Source organism: Streptomyces sp. NPDC048751 (assembly GCF_043198595.1).
Classification (GTDB): domain Bacteria; phylum Actinomycetota; class Actinomycetes; order Streptomycetales; family Streptomycetaceae; genus Streptomyces.
The window spans coordinates 71,001-88,067 of the sequence record NZ_JBICUX010000022.1; the positions used below are offsets into that span (position 1 = coordinate 71,001).

The 17,067-nt window shown below is 72.6% G+C and carries 14 protein-coding genes and 1 tRNA gene; 5 read left to right on the forward strand and 10 right to left on the reverse strand.

Translation table 11 applies throughout. From position 1 onward, the window contains the following. Positions 1 to 5: 5 nt before the first annotated feature. The 7 genes from ACGFNV_RS42410 to leuS all read right to left on the reverse strand — a co-directional run bounded on the left by ACGFNV_RS42410 (position 6) and on the right by leuS (position 9,798). On the reverse strand, positions 6 to 251 hold the full coding sequence (locus ACGFNV_RS42410) for a hypothetical protein (RefSeq protein ID WP_393630512.1): 246 nt from the start codon (positions 249 to 251) through the stop codon (positions 6 to 8). 34 nt (positions 252 to 285) lie between these two features. Next, positions 286 to 1,122 (reverse strand): arylamine N-acetyltransferase, encoded by an 837-nt coding sequence (locus tag ACGFNV_RS42415; RefSeq protein WP_393630514.1) that lies wholly within the window; start codon positions 1,120 to 1,122, stop codon positions 286 to 288. A 4-nt stretch (positions 1,123 to 1,126) separates the two neighbouring features. Further along, positions 1,127 to 3,706 (reverse strand): ComEC/Rec2 family competence protein, encoded by a 2,580-nt coding sequence (locus ACGFNV_RS42420; RefSeq protein ID WP_393630581.1) that lies wholly within the window; start codon positions 3,704 to 3,706, stop codon positions 1,127 to 1,129. Positions 3,707 to 3,816: 110 nt separating this feature from the next. Then, entirely contained in the window at positions 3,817 to 4,995 is a 1,179-nt protein-coding gene (locus tag ACGFNV_RS42425; protein ID WP_393630516.1) for a helix-hairpin-helix domain-containing protein, read from the reverse strand. Between the two features lie 113 nt (positions 4,996 to 5,108). Next, positions 5,109 to 5,954, reverse strand: coding sequence for a DegV family protein (locus ACGFNV_RS42430; RefSeq protein WP_393630518.1), 846 nt, complete (start codon positions 5,952 to 5,954; stop codon positions 5,109 to 5,111). A gap of 72 nt (positions 5,955 to 6,026) precedes the next feature. Then, a complete protein-coding gene (locus ACGFNV_RS42435) occupies positions 6,027 to 6,776 on the reverse strand; it encodes a hypothetical protein (RefSeq protein WP_393630520.1) in 750 nt (249 codons plus the stop codon). A gap of 151 nt (positions 6,777 to 6,927) precedes the next feature. Continuing rightward, positions 6,928 to 9,798: a leucine--tRNA ligase gene (gene leuS / locus ACGFNV_RS42440; protein ID WP_393630522.1), complete on the reverse strand. Its 2,871-nt coding sequence runs from the start codon at positions 9,796 to 9,798 to the stop codon at positions 6,928 to 6,930. A 414-nt stretch (positions 9,799 to 10,212) separates the two neighbouring features. On the opposite strand from leuS, the gene ACGFNV_RS42445 reads away from it, so the two are divergent. Further along, positions 10,213 to 11,577, forward strand: coding sequence for a cytochrome b/b6 domain-containing protein (locus tag ACGFNV_RS42445; protein ID WP_393630523.1), 1,365 nt, complete (start codon positions 10,213 to 10,215; stop codon positions 11,575 to 11,577). Next, positions 11,574 to 13,184 carry an NADH-ubiquinone oxidoreductase-F iron-sulfur binding region domain-containing protein gene (locus ACGFNV_RS42450; protein WP_393630525.1) on the forward strand — a complete coding sequence of 537 codons (1,611 nt, stop codon included), beginning with the start codon at positions 11,574 to 11,576 and terminating at the stop codon, positions 13,182 to 13,184. Before ACGFNV_RS42445 ends, ACGFNV_RS42450 begins: the two co-directional genes overlap by 4 nt. Positions 13,185 to 13,297: 113 nt before the next feature. Here the strand turns inward: ACGFNV_RS42450 and ACGFNV_RS42455 are convergent. From ACGFNV_RS42455 to ACGFNV_RS42465, 3 genes are all read right to left on the reverse strand, one after another. Continuing rightward, a tRNA-Ala gene (locus ACGFNV_RS42455) sits at positions 13,298 to 13,370 on the reverse strand. Between the two features lie 106 nt (positions 13,371 to 13,476). Then, complete coding sequence (locus ACGFNV_RS42460) at positions 13,477 to 13,710, reverse strand: hypothetical protein (protein ID WP_003976229.1); 234 nt, start codon at positions 13,708 to 13,710, stop codon at positions 13,477 to 13,479. 3 nt (positions 13,711 to 13,713) lie between these two features. After that, the gene (locus tag ACGFNV_RS42465) at positions 13,714 to 13,887 is read right to left on the reverse strand and encodes a hypothetical protein (RefSeq protein ID WP_133926340.1); all 174 of its coding nucleotides are present in this window, start codon (positions 13,885 to 13,887) and stop codon (positions 13,714 to 13,716) included. 299 nt (positions 13,888 to 14,186) lie between these two features. Between ACGFNV_RS42465 and ACGFNV_RS42470 the strand changes: the two genes are divergently transcribed. From ACGFNV_RS42470 to ACGFNV_RS42480, 3 genes are read left to right on the forward strand one after another with little or no spacing between them, the layout of a single operon-like run. Next, positions 14,187 to 15,290, forward strand: a complete 1,104-nt coding sequence (locus tag ACGFNV_RS42470) for an acyltransferase domain-containing protein (protein ID WP_393630527.1) — start codon at positions 14,187 to 14,189, stop codon at positions 15,288 to 15,290. After that, the gene (locus ACGFNV_RS42475; RefSeq protein ID WP_393630529.1) at positions 15,260 to 16,051 is read left to right on the forward strand and encodes an SDR family NAD(P)-dependent oxidoreductase; all 792 of its coding nucleotides are present in this window, start codon (positions 15,260 to 15,262) and stop codon (positions 16,049 to 16,051) included. Before ACGFNV_RS42470 ends, ACGFNV_RS42475 begins: the two co-directional genes overlap by 31 nt. 42 nt (positions 16,052 to 16,093) lie before the next feature. After that, positions 16,094 to 17,044: an aromatase/cyclase gene (locus tag ACGFNV_RS42480; RefSeq protein WP_393630531.1), complete on the forward strand. Its 951-nt coding sequence runs from the start codon at positions 16,094 to 16,096 to the stop codon at positions 17,042 to 17,044. The last annotated feature ends 23 nt before the right edge of the window (positions 17,045 to 17,067 follow it).

Genomic DNA, 17,067 nt, shown 5'->3' on the forward strand with positions numbered 1-17,067 from the left:
CGGGCCTACGGCTCCTCGCGCCAGCCGTCCCACTCCCCGGCGAACGCGTCCAGCTCGCCCGGGTCCAGCCGCTCCTCCTCGTCCCGCAGGACGACGAGCCACTGCGCGTCCTCGGCATCGTCCTCACCGGCCAGCGCGTCCCGCACCAGCCTGGGCTCCTCCGTGATGCCGAACCGCTCCCCGAGCGTCTCCGCCGCCTCCTGAGCGGCATCGCGGTCGGGCAGCACCAGCACATGTCTCACATCGCTCACCGGGCCATTGTCGGCCACCCCTCCCCCGCCGCCGTCATGCGGTCCGCACGACCGGTACGGAGGTCAGCTCGATCCCGAACCGGTCCCGGTACACCGTCAGCACCTCCCCGTCCGTGGTCAGCTCCCGCTCCTGCCTCCGGCCGTCGGCGGCCGTCTCCGTGAGCCTGCGCCCGCTCAGCGTGACCCTCCCGCCCTCCTCGGTGACCCGTGAGCAGACCAGCGACCGCACGAAGTGCGAGGTCGGGGAGGTTCTGTGCCACCAGGCCCCGACGGCGAAGTCGCCGAGCACCCGCGGCCGCACCTCCAGGCGGTACTCGGGCCTGCCGTCGCGGCTGACGTCCAGATCGGCCGCCCCGGTCGCCTGTGCCCCGGGCGCCCCGCCCCGCGCGCCCGCCGCGTCCGGACCCGCCTCGACGATCCGGAAGACACCGCCGGGGTCCGCCTGTTCGCCCCGCTCCTCGAAGGCCAGCGGGTAGTAGCTGTGCGCCCCGAAGCCGATGTCCGCCAGCCAGGCACCCGCGTCCACCGTCCGCACCCGCAACGCCATGTGGTCGTACGGGATCCCGAGCCGTCCCTCCTCCCCGTACACCCGCCCGGCGAGGAGCGTGACGTCGAAGCCCAGCGCGGTGAGCAGCGCGGCGAACGCCCCGTTCAGTTCGTAGCAGAACCCTCCCCTGCCCGTGCCCAGCACCTTGTCCAGCAGTCGCTTCTCCTCCAGCACGATCTCCTCGCCGAGATGGATCGACAGGTTCTCGAAGGGCACGGTCTGCAGGTGGCGCAGGTGGAGTTCGCGCAGGACGTCGATGGTGGGCCACGCCGGGTGGGCGACCCCGAGACGGCGGAGGTAGGCGTCGACCTGTGCGGAGTTCATGCCCTCAGTCTCGCGCCACCCGCAGCTCACCGCCCAGGGTGGCGACCGCCACCGCGCCGTCCTCGTCCGTGCGCAGCACGGTCGCACCCCCGGCGCGCAACGCGGCGACCGTGCTGGGCGCGGGATGCCCGTAGGGGTTGTCCTCGCCGCACGAGATGAGCGCGAGCCGGGGAGCCGCCGCGCGTATGAGGTCCGGGTCCTGGTAGGCGGAGCCGTGGTGGGCCACCTTGAGCACGTCGACACCGCCCAGCAGCCCGGCCGCCGGTGACCGCAACAGGGCCTGCTGGGCCGGGGGTTCGAGATCGCCGAGCAGCAGCAGGCGCAGCCCGGCCGTGCGGGCCAGCAGGGTGACACTGGCGTCGTTGGGGCCCTCCGGCTCCGGCACCGGGTGAGGTGGAGGCCACAGCACCTGCCAGGACAGGGCTCCGATCCGACGCTCTTCCCCGGCACCGGCCCGGGTGAGGGGAACGTGGTGTGCCGCCGCCTCCCGCCGTACGAACTCCGCCTGCTCGGCGGGCTCTTCGAAGCCCGTCGTCTCGATCGCGCCCACCGCGCGCCCCCGCAGTACGCCGGGCAGTCCGGCCACGTGGTCGGCGTGGAAGTGGGTCAGCACGACGAGGGGGACCCTGGTGATGCCGAGGTCGCGCAGGCACCGGTCGACCAGCGTCGGATCGGGCCCGGCGTCCACCACCACCCCGGTGCCCTCGCCCGCCGCGAGCACCGTCGCGTCGCCCTGGCCCACGTCGCACATCGCGAACCGCCAGCCGGGCGGCGGCCAGCCCGTGACCACCCGGGTCAGCGGCGGCGGCTGCACCACCACGAGCAGGAGCAGCACCCCGCACGCCCCGCACAGCCACGGATGCGCCGGCAACCGCCTGCCGACGAGCACGACGGCGGCCGTGGCGAGCGCCAGCAGCAGCGCCCCTGTCCAACTGCCCGGCCAGTCCACTCCCGCGCCAGGCAGCGCCGCCCCCGTCCGGGCCACGTCCGCGATCCAGCCGGCGGGCCAACTCGCGCCCCACGCCAACGCCTTGGCCACCGGCATCGCCACCGGCGCCACCGCCAGCGCCGCGAACCCCAGCACCGTGGCCGGTGCCACCGCGAACTCGGCCAGCAGGTTGCACGGCACCGCGACCAGGCTCACCCGAGCCGACAGCACCGCCACGACCGGCGCGCACAACGCCTGCGCGGCGCCCGCCGCGGCCAGCGCCTCCGCCAGCCGGGGCGGCACCCCGTGGCCCCGCAACGCGTTGCTCCAGCGGGGCGCGAGCGTCAGCAGGGCGCCGGTGGCCAGGACGGAGAGCAGGAAGCCGTAGCTGCGGGCCAGCCACGGGTCGTACAGCACCAGCAGCAGGACGGCCGTCGCCAGCGCAGGGACCAGCGAGCGGCGGCGGCCCGTCGCGAGGGCGAGCAGGACGACCGCACCGCAGGCCGCGGCCCGCAGGACACTCGGGTCGGGCCGGCACACCACGACGAAGCCGAGCGTGAGCGCTCCACCGAGCAGTGCGGTGGCCCGCAGGGGGATGCCGAGACGCGGGGCGAGTCCGCGGCGCTCGACGTGCTGGGCGACGCCGGGCGGCCCCAGCAGCAGGGCGAGGATGATCGTGAGGTTGCTGCCGGACACGGCCAGGGTGTGCGCGAGGTCGGTCTCCTTGAAGGCCTCGTCCAGCTCGGGCGTGATACGCGCGGTGTCCCCGACGACCAGCCCCGGCAACAACGCCCTGGCGTCCGCCGGCAGCCCGTCGGTGGCCTCCCGCAGACCGGCGCGCAGCCGGCCTGCGAGCCGTTGCGCACCGGACGGCTCGCCGACCACGTCCGGCGCCGACCCCTCTCCCGCTGTTTCCGCAGCCGACCGCTCCCTCGTCTCCGGCTTCGGCCTCTCCCGCACCTCCGGCTTAGGCCGCTCCCGCGCCCGGACCCGCAGCACCGCCGCGATCCGGTCACCGCCGACCAACGCCGGGGCGAGCCGCCCGCTCACCCGGACCCTCGTGGAGGGCAGCAGCGCGAGCCAGGCGGTACGCCGGGCATCGGTGGCCGCCTCGGCACCACCCCCGGCGCCGTCCGTGCCCACGTCGACGATCACCAGCACCGGCGCGCGCGTGGCCACGTCCCCGACTCGACGGACCTCCGCGCCGATCAGTACGGCGGGGCGAGCCGTGTGGTTGCCGGTGACACGGGGCCGACTGAGCCGCGGGTCCGCGGTGACCTCCACCTCCGCGGTCACCGTGGCGTACTGCCGGGCCAGCACCGGCACCGGTCCGCGCCGCAGGTCCGCCCCGTGCAGCCCGGCGGAGGCGGCCGCCGCGGCGACACAGAGCAGCACGGCGGCGACCGTCGTACGCGACCACGCGCCGCCCGGCCCGGGCTCCGTGGCACCGCCTCGTCCACGCCGCCGCACCGCCAGCAGTACGACAGCCAGCCCCAGGCACACCTCACCGACTCCGGCGACCACGCCCGGCGACGCGTCCAGCGCCAGGGCCGCCGTCACCCACGCGGCGAGCGCGGGCGGCACGAGCCGCAGATCCGTCGGCCCTTCCTGCCGGGGGTTCGCGGCCCCGAGCCGGTTCCCGGCGGCGGCGTGCACGGAGGGGCGGGCGGAGGGAGCGTCGCCGGGGTGGGGTGGCACGCCTCCCCCGAAGGGCACACCTCCGCCGGACGGCGCACCTCCGTCGAGTCGCACAACACGTCCCGCCCTCATGGCCGTACGAGGTTCCGCAAGTCGGCGAAGCGGCGTTCGCCGATGCCGTTGACCTCGCGCAGTTCGTCGATCGATCGGAAGCCGCCGTTCCGGGTGCGGTAGTCGACGATGTGCTGGGCCAGCACGGGTCCCACGCCCGGCAGGGTGTCGAGCTGGTCCACCGTGGCCGTGTTGAGGGACACCGGGGTCGCGGGTGCGGCTCCGCCCGGCGCACCTCCGGCCGGGCCGGCGCCTCCGGGGCCAGGAGCGACGCCCGGCGCGGCGGCGGAGCCGCCGACGAGTACCTGCTCCCCGTCCACGAGGAAGCGGGCGCGGTTGAGGCCGTCGGTGTTCGTGCCCGGCCGTACCCCGCCGGCCGCGCGCAACGCGTCGGCCACACGGGAGCCGGCCGGGAGGCGATGGATTCCGGGGTCACGGACCTTGCCGCTGACGTCCACGACGATCTCCGCACCTGCGGTGCCCGTCGCCGTTGCCGTGGGCGCACCGGCCGAGGCACCGTCGGGCTCGGCCTCGGCCCTGCCGGACTCCCGGGCCTCGTAAGGTGCCGCAGCCCGCACCACCTCGGGTGCCTGGACGGGCTGGGGCCGCCCGGTCCAGAAGTGCTGGACGGCGAAGGCCGCGGCGACGACGAGCAGTGCCGTGAGCGCCAGTACGCTCCGCAGCTCCAGCCCGCACCGCGCCTGCAGCCACACCGGCATCCGCTCCCGCAGCGCGAGCCCGACCCGCACCCTCGCCCGAGCACGCGGCGCCTCTGCCGAGTTCTCAGCGCCCCCCGGCCAACGGGACCCCGCATCCCGCGCCCCGGCGTCCGCAGCCCCGACCACTTCCGCCCGGTCCGACGGACCGTCAAAGCCCTCGCCCACCTCCGGACCGGCACCGGCACCGACATCCGTACCTGCACCGACGCCCGCAGCCGCACCCGCCCCCACAAGCACGCCACCTCGCCCCTCCCCCGGCGGCCCGCTCCCCGACTCCCCCCGCTGTCCCTCCCCTGGGGCGAACAGCATCTCCGCGCGCCGACGGAGTTCCTCCGCCGAAGAAGCATGCCGATGCCGGGCAGCGTCCTGTGGTGTGCGCGAGCGGCGGCGCAGGTGGCGGGTGCGGACGTCGGACGTGGCTCCACGGCCAGGTCCACTCGTCGCGGTCGCTGTGCGTGAGCGTGATCGAAGTGCCATGGGACGAGGGTCGACGAACACCGCCGACCCGCGATGATCTTGCTCAATTCCCGGGGACTACCCGCCGGTTGTGGACAACTCCGCCACCCGTACGAGTGACCGGCAGCGGCCTCTCACCGCGGCGAGACCACAACTCCCAGCAGACCGGGCCCCGTATGCGCCCCGATCACCGCGCCCACCTCGCTCACATGCAGGTCGGCCAGGCCGGGCACACGGGCGCGGAGGCGGTCGGCCAGGGCCGATGCGCGGTCGGGGGCGGCGAGGTGGTGGACGGCGATGTCGACGGCCGCGCTGCCGGCGCGCTCGGCGCCGAGTTCCTCGAGGCGGGCGATGGCCTTCGAGGCCGTCCGCACCTTCTCCAGGAGGTCGATGCGCCCGTCCGCGAGTTGGAGCAGCGGCTTCACCGCGAGTGCGGAGCCCAACAGGGCCTGGGCGGTGCCGATCCGGCCGCCGCGGCGCAGGTAGTCGAGCGTGTCGACGTAGAAGTAGGCGGAGGTGCTCGCGGCCCGTTTCTCGGCTGCCGTGACGGCCTCGTCCACCGTGCCGCCCGTCTCCGCGACCTCGCACGCGGCGAGCGCGCAGAAGCCGAGGGCCATCGCCACCATGCCGGTGTCCACCACCCGCACCGGCACCGGCGCCTCGCGGGCCGCGACGACCGCGGCGTCGTAGGTGCCGGAGAGCTCGGCGGACAGGTGGAGGGAGACGATGTCGGTGGCGCCGGACTCGGCGACCTTGCGGTAGGTCTCCGCGAACAGTTGGGGGCTGGGGCGCGAGGTGGTGACGGGGCGTCGCTTCTGGAGTGCCTGGGCCAGGGAGCGGGTCGAGATCTCGGTGCCCTCTTCCAGTGCCCGGTCGCCGAGGACCACGGTCAGGGGTACCGCGGTGATGCCGTGGCGCTCCATCGTCCACTGCGGCAGGTAGGCCGTTGAATCGGTGACGATCGCGACATGGCGGGACATGAGCTGGAGGTTACCTGGCGTACTGCCCCCTCGGCAGCCCGGCCCCTCTGACCTGGGACGGGTGTGGCGGGGTCAGGTGGTGCTCTCGGGGCGGGGCTTCTTCTGCCAGGGGTAGGTGGGTCGGGCTCCCGGCGGGGTGATCGCGGGCCGGGCCGGTTCCGACGCCTGACGCGGGCGCGGGTTGCCCTGCCAGGTCTGCTCGCCGGCGGCGTCGGCGGCGGGCGCCTCGGGCCACGAGGGCGGCGGGTCGGCGGTGCTCGGCGAGGTCGCGGTCTCCGACGTCGTCCAGTGGCGCAACGCGCCCGCCTCCACGTCGATCTGTGCGCTCAGGGTGTCGAGGTCGTCGCCGGCGAAGCGGTGGGCCCGGTCGCGGGCCGCCCAGCGCAGGGAGTCGGCGGAGCCGGTGATGCGCTCCGTGCGCTCGCGCAGCTCGGGGAGCCGCGCGGCGAGGGTCGCGCGGTCCGGCTCGGCCTCCAGGCGCTTGAGTTCGCCGTCCAGTTCGTGTCCGTGCGTGCTGAGCCGCTGGAAGAGGCCGAGGGACTCCCTGAGGGACTCGTCCTGGGTCACGCCCGCGTACAGCGCGTCCTGGGTGGCCCGCATCGAGGTGCGCAGCTTGAGGCGGAGCTGGGCGATCTCGGCCGCCGGGCCGGTCTGGGCGAAGGACTTGGCGCGCAGGGTGTGGTCCTCGACCGTGCGGCGGGCCTGGTGGATCGTGCGGTCCACGCCGCGCTTGGCGGCGCCGACGACCTTCACCGTGGCGTAGGCACCGAGCACCACGAAGAGCACGAAGAGCAGGACGATGACGGCGATCACTGCTTCCACGGCGCTCCTCCTCCGAACGGGCGCGGCACGTCTCGCGCCGCTCCTCCACGGTAAACGCAAAGGGCAGGTCCGGAGTTCCTCAAGAACCCCGAACCTGCCCGTAGGGGACTACCCCCAGCGCGAGATCACGCGGAGATCACGCGTCCCGCGACTACGCCGTGACGATGTTCACCAGCTTCGGCGCGCGCACGATGACCTTGCGGATGCCCGCCCCGTCCAGTGCCCCGACGACCTTCTCGTCGGACAGCGCGACCTTCTCCAGCTCCTCCTCGGAGATGGACGGCGAGACCTCCAGGCGGGCCTTGACCTTGCCCTTGATCTGCACGACGCAGGTCACGGTCTCGTCCACGACGTAGGCCGGGTCGGCCACGGGGAAGTCCTGGTGGACGACCGAGTCGGTGTGGCCCAGCCTGCGCCACAGCTCCTCGGCGATGTGCGGGGCCAGCGGCGCGACCATCAGCACCAGCGGCTCGGCGACGGAGCGCGGCACCGCCCCGCCCGCCTTGGTCAGGTGGTTGTTCAGCTCGGTGACCTTGGCGATGGCGGTGTTGAAGCGCAGGCCCTCCAGGTCCTGGCGGACGCCGTCGATCGCCTTGTGCAGGGCGCGCAGGGTGTCCTCGTCGGGCTCCGCGTCGACCACGGTCACCTCACCGGTGGCCTCGTCGACGACGTTGCGCCACAGCCGCTGCAGCAGCCGGAACTGGCCCACCACCGCGCGCGTGTCCCACGGCCGGGAGACGTCCAGGGGGCCCATCGCCATCTCGTACAGGCGCAGGGTGTCGGCGCCGTACTCCTCGCAGATCGACTCCGGGGTGACGGCGTTCTTCAGGGACTTGCCCATCTTGCCCAGCAGGCGGGAGACCTTCTCGCCCTGGTAGTAGTAGGCGCCGTCGCGCTCCTCCACCTCGGCGGCCGGTACCGCGAAGCCACGGCTGTCGCGGTAGACGAAGGCCTGGATCATGCCCTGGTTGAACAGCTTGTGGAACGGCTCGGCGGACGAGACGTGCCCCAGGTCGAACAGGACCTTGGACCAGAAGCGCGCGTACAGCAGGTGCAGCACGGCGTGCTCGGCGCCGCCGACGTACAGGTCGACGCCACCGTGCGGCTGCCCCTCGCGCGGGCCCATCCAGTACCGCTCGATCTCGGGATCGACCAGCTTCTCGCTGTTGTGCGGGTCCAGGTAGCGCAGCTCGTACCAGCAGGAGCCGGCCCAGTTCGGCATGGTGTTGGTCTCACGCCGGTACTTCTTCGGTCCGTCGCCCAGGTCCAGGGTGACGTTGACCCAGTCCGCGTTGCGCGACAGCGGCGTCTCGGGCTGGGTGTCGGCGTCGTCCGGGTCGAAGGTGCGCGGCGAGTAGTCCTCGACCTCGGGCAGCTCCAGCGGCAGCATCGACTCGGGCAGGGCGTGGGCGATGCCGTCCTCGTCGTAGACGATGGGGAAGGGCTCGCCCCAGTAGCGCTGGCGGCTGAACAGCCAGTCGCGCAGCCGGAAGTTGACGGTGCCCTGGCCGATGCCCTTGCTCTCCAGCCACTCGGTGATGCGGGCCTTGGCCGCGGCGACGTCCAGGCCGTCCAGGGAGATGTCGTCGTTGGACGAGTTGATGATCTTCGCGTCGTACGCCGCGAAGGCGTCCTCCCACGTGGTGGTGTCGGTGCCCCGGCCGTCCGTCGGCTCGACGATGCAGGGGATCGGCAGCTCGAAGGCGCGCGCGAACGCGAAGTCGCGCTGGTCGCCGGCCGGGACGGCCATGATCGCGCCGGTGCCGTAGCCCATCAGGACGTAGTCGGCGATGAAGACGGGGATCCGCTCGCCGTTGACCGGGTTGGTGGCGTACGCGCCGATGAAGACGCCGGTCTTGTCCTTGGCCTCGGCCTGGCGCTCCACGTCGGATTTGGAGGCGGCCTGGGCGCGGTAGGCGGCGACGGCCTCGGCGGGGGTGGCGTGGCCGCCGGTCCACACGTCGTGGGTGCCCTCCGGCCAGGCGGCCGGGGTGAACTTCCCGACCAGCGGGTGCTCGGGGGCCAGCACCATGTAGGACGCGCCGAACAGGGTGTCCGGGCGGGTGGTGAAGACGGTGATGCGCTCGCCGTCGATCGGGAAGTCGACGCGGGCGCCCTCGGAGCGGCCGATCCAGTTGCGCTGCTGCAGCTTGATCGCCTCGGGCCAGTCCAGCGCGTCCAGGTCCTCCAGCAGCCGGTCGGCGTAGGCCGTGATGCGCATGTTCCACTGGCGCAGCTTGGCCTTGAAGACGGGGAAGTTCCCGCGCTCGGAGCGGCCGTCGGCGGTGACCTCCTCGTTGGCCAGGACCGTGCCCAGGCCGGGACACCAGTTGACGGGCGCGTCGGAGGCGTAGGCCAGGCGGTACTCGCCCAGGACGTCGGCGCGCTCGGCCTCGGTCAGCTCGTCCCAGCCGCGGTCGCCGCGCACACCGCGCTCACCGGCCTCGAACTGCGCGACCAGCTCGGAGATCGGGCGGGCCTGCTTCGCCTCGTCGTCGTACCAGGAGTTGAAGATCTGCAGGAAGATCCACTGGGTCCACTTGTAGTAGTCCGGGTCGATCGTGGCGAACGAGCGGCGCTTGTCGTGGCCCAGGCCCAGCCGGCGCAGCTGGGACTTCATGTTGCTGATGGCGGCCTCGGTGGTGACCCGGGGGTGCTCGCCGGTGGCCACCGCGTGCTGCTCGGCGGGCAGGCCGAAGGCGTCGAAGCCCAGGGTGTGCAGGACGTTGTGGCCGGTCATGCGCTGGAACCTGGCGTATACATCGGTGGCGATGTAGCCCAGGGGGTGGCCGACGTGCAGGCCCGCACCGGAGGGGTACGGAAACATGTCCATGATGAACTTCTTGGGGCGGGCCACCACCGCGGGGTCGCCGGCCAGGTCGCCCCGGGGGTTCGGCGCCGCGTAGGTGCCCTCGGCGTCCCAGAAGTCCTGCCAGCGTGCCTCGATGTCGGCGGCCACGGAGGCCGTGTAGCGGTGCGGCGCGGCCACCTCGGCGGTGGCAGCGGGGTTCGTCTCGCTCATGATCCTCAAAGCTCCATCGATCGTCTCTGCCGGCGGCTGTCTCTCTCGGGAAACGAAAAATCCCCTCGCACAGGAGGGGACGCCGCGCCGATTCCGACCCGCTCTCACCGGGGGTCGGGACTGATCAGCGCGGCCCGCTAAGCAGAAGGCGTACGGCACGCATGGCGCTAGAGTACCGCAGCCCCTGAGCAAGCTGCGACGCGCTTACGTATGTCTCTGTGACACCGTAAGCACCCCGGCGAAAGCTGAACCAGGTTCAAAGATTACTTCGCGTAACAGTAACTAAGGGACATCACAACAGGCGCATTGTCCTTTGATAACAACGCAATAACTCAAACCTCGTACCCACCGGTATGGCGCCCGCTTAGAGTTCGGCATCGGGACCGCTTTCCCGAACTGCTCGGAGTTGCCCCCATGAACCCTCGTCGTAGTAACAGCTCGCTCCCCGCCACAGGCCGGTCGGCCTACGGCTTGGTGTCGGCTGTCGTCCTGCTCCTCATACCCGTGGTCGTGCTGGTCGGAGGTGACACGTTCCGCGACTTCCTGAACTTCGGCGCGGGCGTCCTCTCCCTCGTCTCGCTCAGCTGTTCGGTGATCTGGGGCCTGGTCGCCCAGGACCGGATCTTCCTCAACACGCGCCAGCGGATCGTCGGCCAGGCGGTGCACAGGACGACGGCGGTCGCCTCGATCGCGTTCCTGCTGCTGCACGTCACCACGAAGATCGCGTTGGACCACACCCAGCTGATCGCCGCGATCATCCCCTTCTCGCTCGGCGTCACCGGGATCGAGGGCCTGGTCGGTCTCGGCTCGCTGGCCGGCCTCCTGATGATCTTCGTGGGCATCACCGGGGCGCTGCGCAGCCGCTTCGCCTCCCCGGCCCCCGTCGCGGCACGCTGGCGCGCCATGCACATGCTGGCCTACCCGGCCTGGTGTGCCGCCCTGGTCCACGGACTCTACGCGGGTCGAGCCGTGAAGAGCCCGCTGTTCACGTACCTGTACATGGCGTCCCTGCTCGTGGTGATGGGCGCCCTGGCCCTGCGCGCGGCGCCGCGCCCGATCAAGCGCCAGGTCGCCGACCGGATCGCCATGCTCCTGGGGGTCGTGGAGCCGATGGGCCGCGACGCGCTGGAGGAGAGCCGGGCCCGCATGAGCGAGGGAAGCGGCCGTATGGGCGAGGGCGGCGGCCGTATGGGCGAGGGCGGCGGCCGTATGGGCGAGGGCGGCGGGCGCATGGGCGAGACCATGTCGTCCTCCCTACCGGGTTACGAGAACCGGGGCTCGTCGCGCGAGTCGCGCACCTCGTCGTTCGAGGCGCCCGCGCCGGAACCGGCGAACGGCTTCGCGGCCGCCTACCGGGCCGTCAACACGCCCCGCGGCCAGCAGTCCTACGGGGCCGCCGACCAGACCGCGCGCATGGACATGCCGTTCGACATGCAGGCCACGGAGGCGATGCCGCGCGTCGACAACGGCGGCAGCACCTCGGGCAGCTGGCCGATCCCGTCCCCGCCGCCGGTCGGCGAGGCACCCCCGTCGGCCTACGACCCGCTCCAGGACACCGGTTTCAACATCCCGCCCTACGGCAGCGGGGGCACCGGCCAGTACGGCGGGAGTGATGTGTACAACACCGGTGAGACGAACGCCCCCTTCGGTACGTACAACACCAACGACACGTACAACAGCGGTCCCGCCAATGAACCACGCCCCGGTGCTTCTTCCTACGACTTCGACGCACCGGGTTCGGGCGAACCTTGGAACACGCCTTCCGGAGGCTTTAAGTGAACGAGGCCCTGCCCGACGTCCCAGAAGTCCGCGTGGTCGGCCTTCCCCAGCTCACGTCGGGCTTCGACCTTGTCGAACGACTCGATCTGCCCATGCACCTGAAGGTGCATGGGCCGCTCGAACCCATGGGTGGAGAGCAGCTCGCGAAGCTCTCCGAGGCCATCAACCTCAAGGGCCGCGGCGGCGCGGGCTTCCCCTTCCACAAGAAGCTGCGCTCGGTCGCCGAAGCGGCGATCAAGCGCGGCGTACGGCCGGTCGTCGTCGTCAACGGCAGTGAGGACGAACCGGCCTGCCGCAAGGACACGGTGCTGATCAACCGTGCCCCTCACCTGATCCTGGACGGCGCGCTGCTCGTCGCCGAGGCTCTGGGTGCCCGCACGCTCGTGGTGGGGGTCACCCGGGAGTCCACCCAGCGCTCCATGGAGGCCGCGCTGTCCGAGCGCGGCCTGAGCAACAGCCGCAGGTCGGCGCTGCGTGCGTTCGTGCAGCGCAACCCGGTGCGCATGGTCACCGGCGCGGCCGCCTCCCTGATCCGCTCGATCGACGGCGGCCCGGCCGTCCCGCCCGGCCGCAAGGTCAGCGCCTCGCAGAACGGCGTGGGCGGCGCACCGACCCTGCTGTCCAACGCGGAGACGTTCGCGCAGCTCGCGATCGCCGCCCGCATCGGCCCGGAGCGCTACGGCAACACCGGTCTGTACGACGAGCCGGGCACCGTCATGCTGACGGTCTCCGGCGCGGTCGCCCGCCCGATGGTGATCGAGGTCCCCACGGGCGTGCCGCTGCGCTACGTCCTCCAGCTCGCCGGCGCCCCGCCGGTGCCGCAGGGTGTGCTGACCGGCGGCTACCACGGCAAGTGGATCGACGCGGCGACGGTCAACGAGGCAATCGTCTCGCGCAACTCCCTGGACGCGGTGGGCGGAGCGCTCGGCGCCGGCGCCATCCTGCCGATCACTCAGGAGACCTGCCCGCTGGGCGAGTCGCTGCGCGTGGCGCAGTGGCTGGCGGAGGAGAGCGCGGGCCAGTGCGGTCCCTGCTACCTCGGCCTGCCGGCCGCCGCGCGCGGCATGGAGGACATCCTCAACGGCGGCGGCCCGGCCGCTCTGGAGGCGCTCAAGCAGGTCGCCAAGAACGTCAAGCGGCGCGGCGCGTGCTCGCACCCGGACGGCTCCGCGATGTTCCTGGAGTCGACCATCAAGGCGTTCACGGACGACCTCGCCGCGCACGTCCTCGGCAACGGCTGCGGACGGCGCGTGGAGGGCGTCCTGCCACTGTTCGAGGGCGGCAGGGCGCCGACGGGCATCCCGGGCGCCGCGGCCGCGGAGGAGAGCGGCGGCAGCCGTCAGAAGATCTTCGTCGACTGGACGCTGTGCCGGGGCCACGGCCTGTGCGCGGACATCCTGCCGGAGGTCTTCCAGCTGGGCGCCGACGGCTTCCCGACCGTCGCCCAGGCGAAGGTGCCACAGTACGCCGAGGCGAAGGCGCTGCGGGCGGTGCGGCGCTGCCCGGCGCTCGCGCTGCGCATCGAGGAGGACACCCGCTCGCAGGCTCCGGCCCGCAACCTCCCGGTCGTGTCCCAGGGCCGCGGACGGCGTGCGCTGGGGCGCTGAGCGCCGACACTGCTGAGGGGCCGCCCGTTTGCGGGCGGCCCCTTCGCGCTGTCCCCGTCGGGGGAAAACAAAAAGATCCCGCCGGATCGAATCCGATCCGGCGGGATCTGCTGTGGAGCTAAGGAGAATTGAACTCCTGACCTCCTGCATGCCATGCAGGCGCTCTACCAACTGAGCTATAGCCCCGTGCTTTGGTCCGCCCGGTTTCCCTGGCGGCGACGCCAACATTACCGGTCCATCGCGTGCAGCACCAAATCGATTTCGTTCTGTCCGAATTGCTCGGAAATGCCAGTTATGCCGTGACGAACGAGTAGAACCGCTTGAGCGTGCAGTGCTCTTCGAGGAGGCGGCCGTAGATCGGCTCGCCCTCCAGCTCCCGGTACGTCTCGATCGGGTCGCCCTTTATGATCAGCGCCCGTGCGCATTCCTCGCACCAGTACTGGTAGTCGGGGTTGACCGGCTCCATGTCACGGACGATCGGCGTACCGCTGCCGCACCAATCGCACTTCCGCCTGTGTGCACCCATCGCTCAGCTCCAGCTGTGGCCGCAGGCCGTGCACACGTAGGAGATTCCGCCGTTGTCCCCGAGGACCTGGGCCACATGCGCGGAACCACAGGAAGGGCAGCCGAGGCGGGTCGTCCTGCTCCGTGTCATCGCCGCGTCGAAGAGGTGGTCGACCTCTCCGAGGATGCTCGCAGGCATCGCTACTCCCTCCCGTCGGGCCGCGCCCCCTTCCGGCCGTTTGATTCTGCCACGGCCGGACCAATACGGTCAGCGACGCCTCAGTACCAGTCCGGACACGGCCGCCGAGGTGACCGTGGCATACCCGCACGCCAAGAGCGCTTGCGCAGAGGTATACGCCTCCGGGGCCCCCGCTGACTCAAGTCCCCGATGACGTTCTTCAGAGCTTCTCCACCCCAGCGCTATCCGACACCGTGACTCTCCTTCCCACTACGGGCCGCATCTCACCCGCGGCCGCCGAACCGACGTGGGAGGAACCCGTGACCGCCGTGACGACCGCATCCGGTGTCCCCGCGCACCCGCCCGTCGTGGTGCTGCTGCCGGGGCAGGGCTCCCAGTACCCGGGCATGCTGCGCGGGCTGTACGGACACGAGCCGGTGTTCACGCGGGTGCTGGACGAGGTGTTCGACGGGCTCGGCGCGGAGGGCGCGCGGGTCAGGGACGACTGGCTGTCCGACGCGCCCGTGGTGCCCCTGGACGACGTACGCCGGGCACAGCCGCTGGTCTTCGGGCTCGATGTGGCGCTCGGCACGCTGCTCACCTCGTGGGGCGTGCGGCCCGTCGCGTACCTCGGGCACAGCGCCGGGGAGTACGCGGCCGCCGTGCTCGCCGGGATCATGAGCCTGGGCGACGCGGTGGACGTCCTGGGCGAGCGGGTGCGCTCCCTGGCCACGGCCCCGCGCGGAGGCATGGTCGCGGTGGCCGCGAACGCGGCACAGCTGGCCCGCTGGATCACCCCGCAGGTCGTCGTGGGCGCCGTCAACGCGCCTGACCAGATCATGCTGGCGGGGCCCGAGCCCGAGCTCGGCGAGGTCACCGGCCGGCTCACCGGGGCGGGGATCACCTGGATGCCCGCCCGGGCGACCGCCGGGTTCCACAGCCCGTCCGTGGCGGCCGCGTGCGCGGCGACCGTGCCCGCGTACCAGCGGATCTCCTACCGCGCGCCGCAGGTGACGGTGGTGTCCGGGTACACCGGACGGGCGCTGCGCGAGCCGCTGCTGAGCGACCCCCGGTTCTGGGCGATGCAGCCGTCCCGGCCCGTCCACTTCGGCGCCGCCCTGAGTCATCTCCTCGGCCCTCAGGGACCGGCCGGCCCGGGCCCCTTCCTGCTGGTGGAGGCCGGACCGGGGCAGGGGCTGTCAGCCGTCGCCCGCCGGCACCCGGCCGTCACCCGGGGCGGCGGCACGGTCGTACCGCTCTCCTCGGTACGGGCGGGCGCCGAGCGGGACCGTGCGCGCCTGGCCGAGGCGGCACGGCACCTCCGTCCCACCGCCGACGCCTCCGCCGACCCCGTCACCGACCCACCCACCACCTCCCCTGGAGAGGAACCGTCATGGACACCAGCCGGCGCCGCGCGGCCCTGATCACCGGAAGCACCAGCGGAATCGGTCTGGCCTGCGCCGAACTGCTGGCCGAGCAGGGACACGCGGTCTTCCTGTGCGCCCGTACCTGGGACGACGTGGACACGGTCGTGGAGAAGCTGCGCGCCGCCGGTCACGAAGCGTCCGGGGTGCGGGCCGACGTGACGTCCAAGCAGGACGTGAAGGACCTGGTGCGGGCCGCCGTGGACGCCTTCGGGCCGCTGCACGTCCTGGTGAACAACGCGGGCCGCGTCGGGGGCGGGGTCACCGCCGAACTGCCCGACGTGATCTGGGAGGACGTCGTCGAGACCAACCTCAACGCCGTCTTCCGCGTCACCCGTGAGGTGCTGACCACCGGGGGCATGCTGGAGCGCGGCGCCGGGCGCGTCATCAGCATCGCGTCGACCGGCGGGCGGCAGGGCGTGGCGCTGGCCGCGCCGTACGCGGCGTCGAAGCACGGTGTCGTCGGCTTCACCCGCGCCCTCGGCCTGGAACTGGCCCAGGCCCGCTCCGGGATCACCGTGAACGCGGTCTGCCCCGGGTACGTCGAGACGCCCATGGCGGGCCGGGTGCGGCGCAGTCACGCCGAGCACTGGGGCATCACCGAGGAGGAGGTGCTCCAGCGGTTCGAGGCGCGGATCCCGCTCGGCCGCTACGCCACGGCGGAGGAGGTCGCGGGCATGGTCGGATACCTGGCCTCGGACACCGCCGCGTCCGTCACGGCACAGGCGATCAACGTCTGCGGTGGGCTGAGCACGACCTGACATCCGTATCCCTCGCCGTCCCCTACCGGAAGGAGCCACCGCGTGCCAACGGTCCGTCACACGCGTCACGAAGTCCTCACCAGCGCCCCGCCGGAGCGCGTCTTCTCCCTGGTGGCCGATGTCACCGGCTGGCCGCAGGTGTTCGGCTCGACCGTGCACGCCGAGGCCACCGACGCCGCCAAGGAGGCGGACGGCGAACAGCTGCTGCGGGTGTGGGCGTACGTCAACGGTGAGGCCCGCTCCTGGTCCTCACGGCGGGTCCTGGACCGGGCCGCCGGCACGATCCGCTTCCGGCTGGTCGGCTCCTCGCCCCCGCTGGCGAGCCTGGGCGGCCAGTGGAGCGTGGAGCCCGACCGCGGCGGGGCCCACGTGGTGCTGCTGCACCACTACAGCGTGGCCGACGACGCACCGGGGGCGGCCGAGCGGGCGGCCGCTGTCCTGGACCACGACAGCGAGGCCGAGCTGGCCGCGTTACGGGGCTCGGCCGAGATCGCCGAGCAGTGGCCGGAGCTGACGTTCTCCTTCGGCGACAGCGAGGAGATCAGCGGCTCCGCCGAGGACGTGTACGGGTTCCTCGACCGCGCCGACGCCTGGCCCGAGCGGCTGCCGCACGTCGTCGCGGCCCGCTGCACCGGGGAACGCGGCGGTGTCCAGGTGCTCGACCTGGACACCAGGAGCCCCGACGGCTCGGTGCAGCACAGTCGTTCGGCGCGGGTCAGCTTCCCCGACCGCGGTCTGCTGGTGTACAAGCGGCTCACGATGCCCCCGCTCCTGGCGGGCCACACCGGCCGGTGGACGGTGGAGGAGCTGGGTGACAAGGTCACCGCCACCTCCTGGCACACCGTGACCCTGGACCCGGCCGGCGTACGGCAGGTGCTGGGCGAGGGGGCGAGCCCGGCCGAGGCGCGCACGCTGGTGCGGCACGCGCTCGGGACGAACAGCACGACGACCCTGCGGTACGCCAAGGAGTACGCCGAGGCCCGCCGCGCGTGACGACGGCGGGCCGGTCGTCCGCT

Bases quoted from the DNA above. Each gene is read 5' to 3' on its own strand.
- ACGFNV_RS42415 (WP_393630514.1), bottom strand. From the start codon at position 1,122: ATGAACTCCGCACAGGTCGACGCCTACCTCCGCCGTCTCGGGGTCGCC.
- ACGFNV_RS42425 (WP_393630516.1), bottom strand. From the start codon at position 4,995: ATGGCACTTCGATCACGCTCACGCACAGCGACCGCGACGAGTGGACCT.
- ACGFNV_RS42430 (WP_393630518.1), bottom strand. From the start codon at position 5,954: ATGTCCCGCCATGTCGCGATCGTCACCGATTCAACGGCCTACCTGCCG.
- leuS (WP_393630522.1), bottom strand. From the start codon at position 9,798: ATGAGCGAGACGAACCCCGCTGCCACCGCCGAGGTGGCCGCGCCGCAC.
- ACGFNV_RS42445 (WP_393630523.1), top strand. From the start codon at position 10,213: ATGAACCCTCGTCGTAGTAACAGCTCGCTCCCCGCCACAGGCCGGTCG.
- ACGFNV_RS42460 (WP_003976229.1), bottom strand. From the start codon at position 13,710: ATGGGTGCACACAGGCGGAAGTGCGATTGGTGCGGCAGCGGTACGCCG.
- ACGFNV_RS42465 (WP_133926340.1), bottom strand. From the start codon at position 13,887: ATGCCTGCGAGCATCCTCGGAGAGGTCGACCACCTCTTCGACGCGGCG.
- ACGFNV_RS42475 (WP_393630529.1), top strand. From the start codon at position 15,260: ATGGACACCAGCCGGCGCCGCGCGGCCCTGATCACCGGAAGCACCAGC.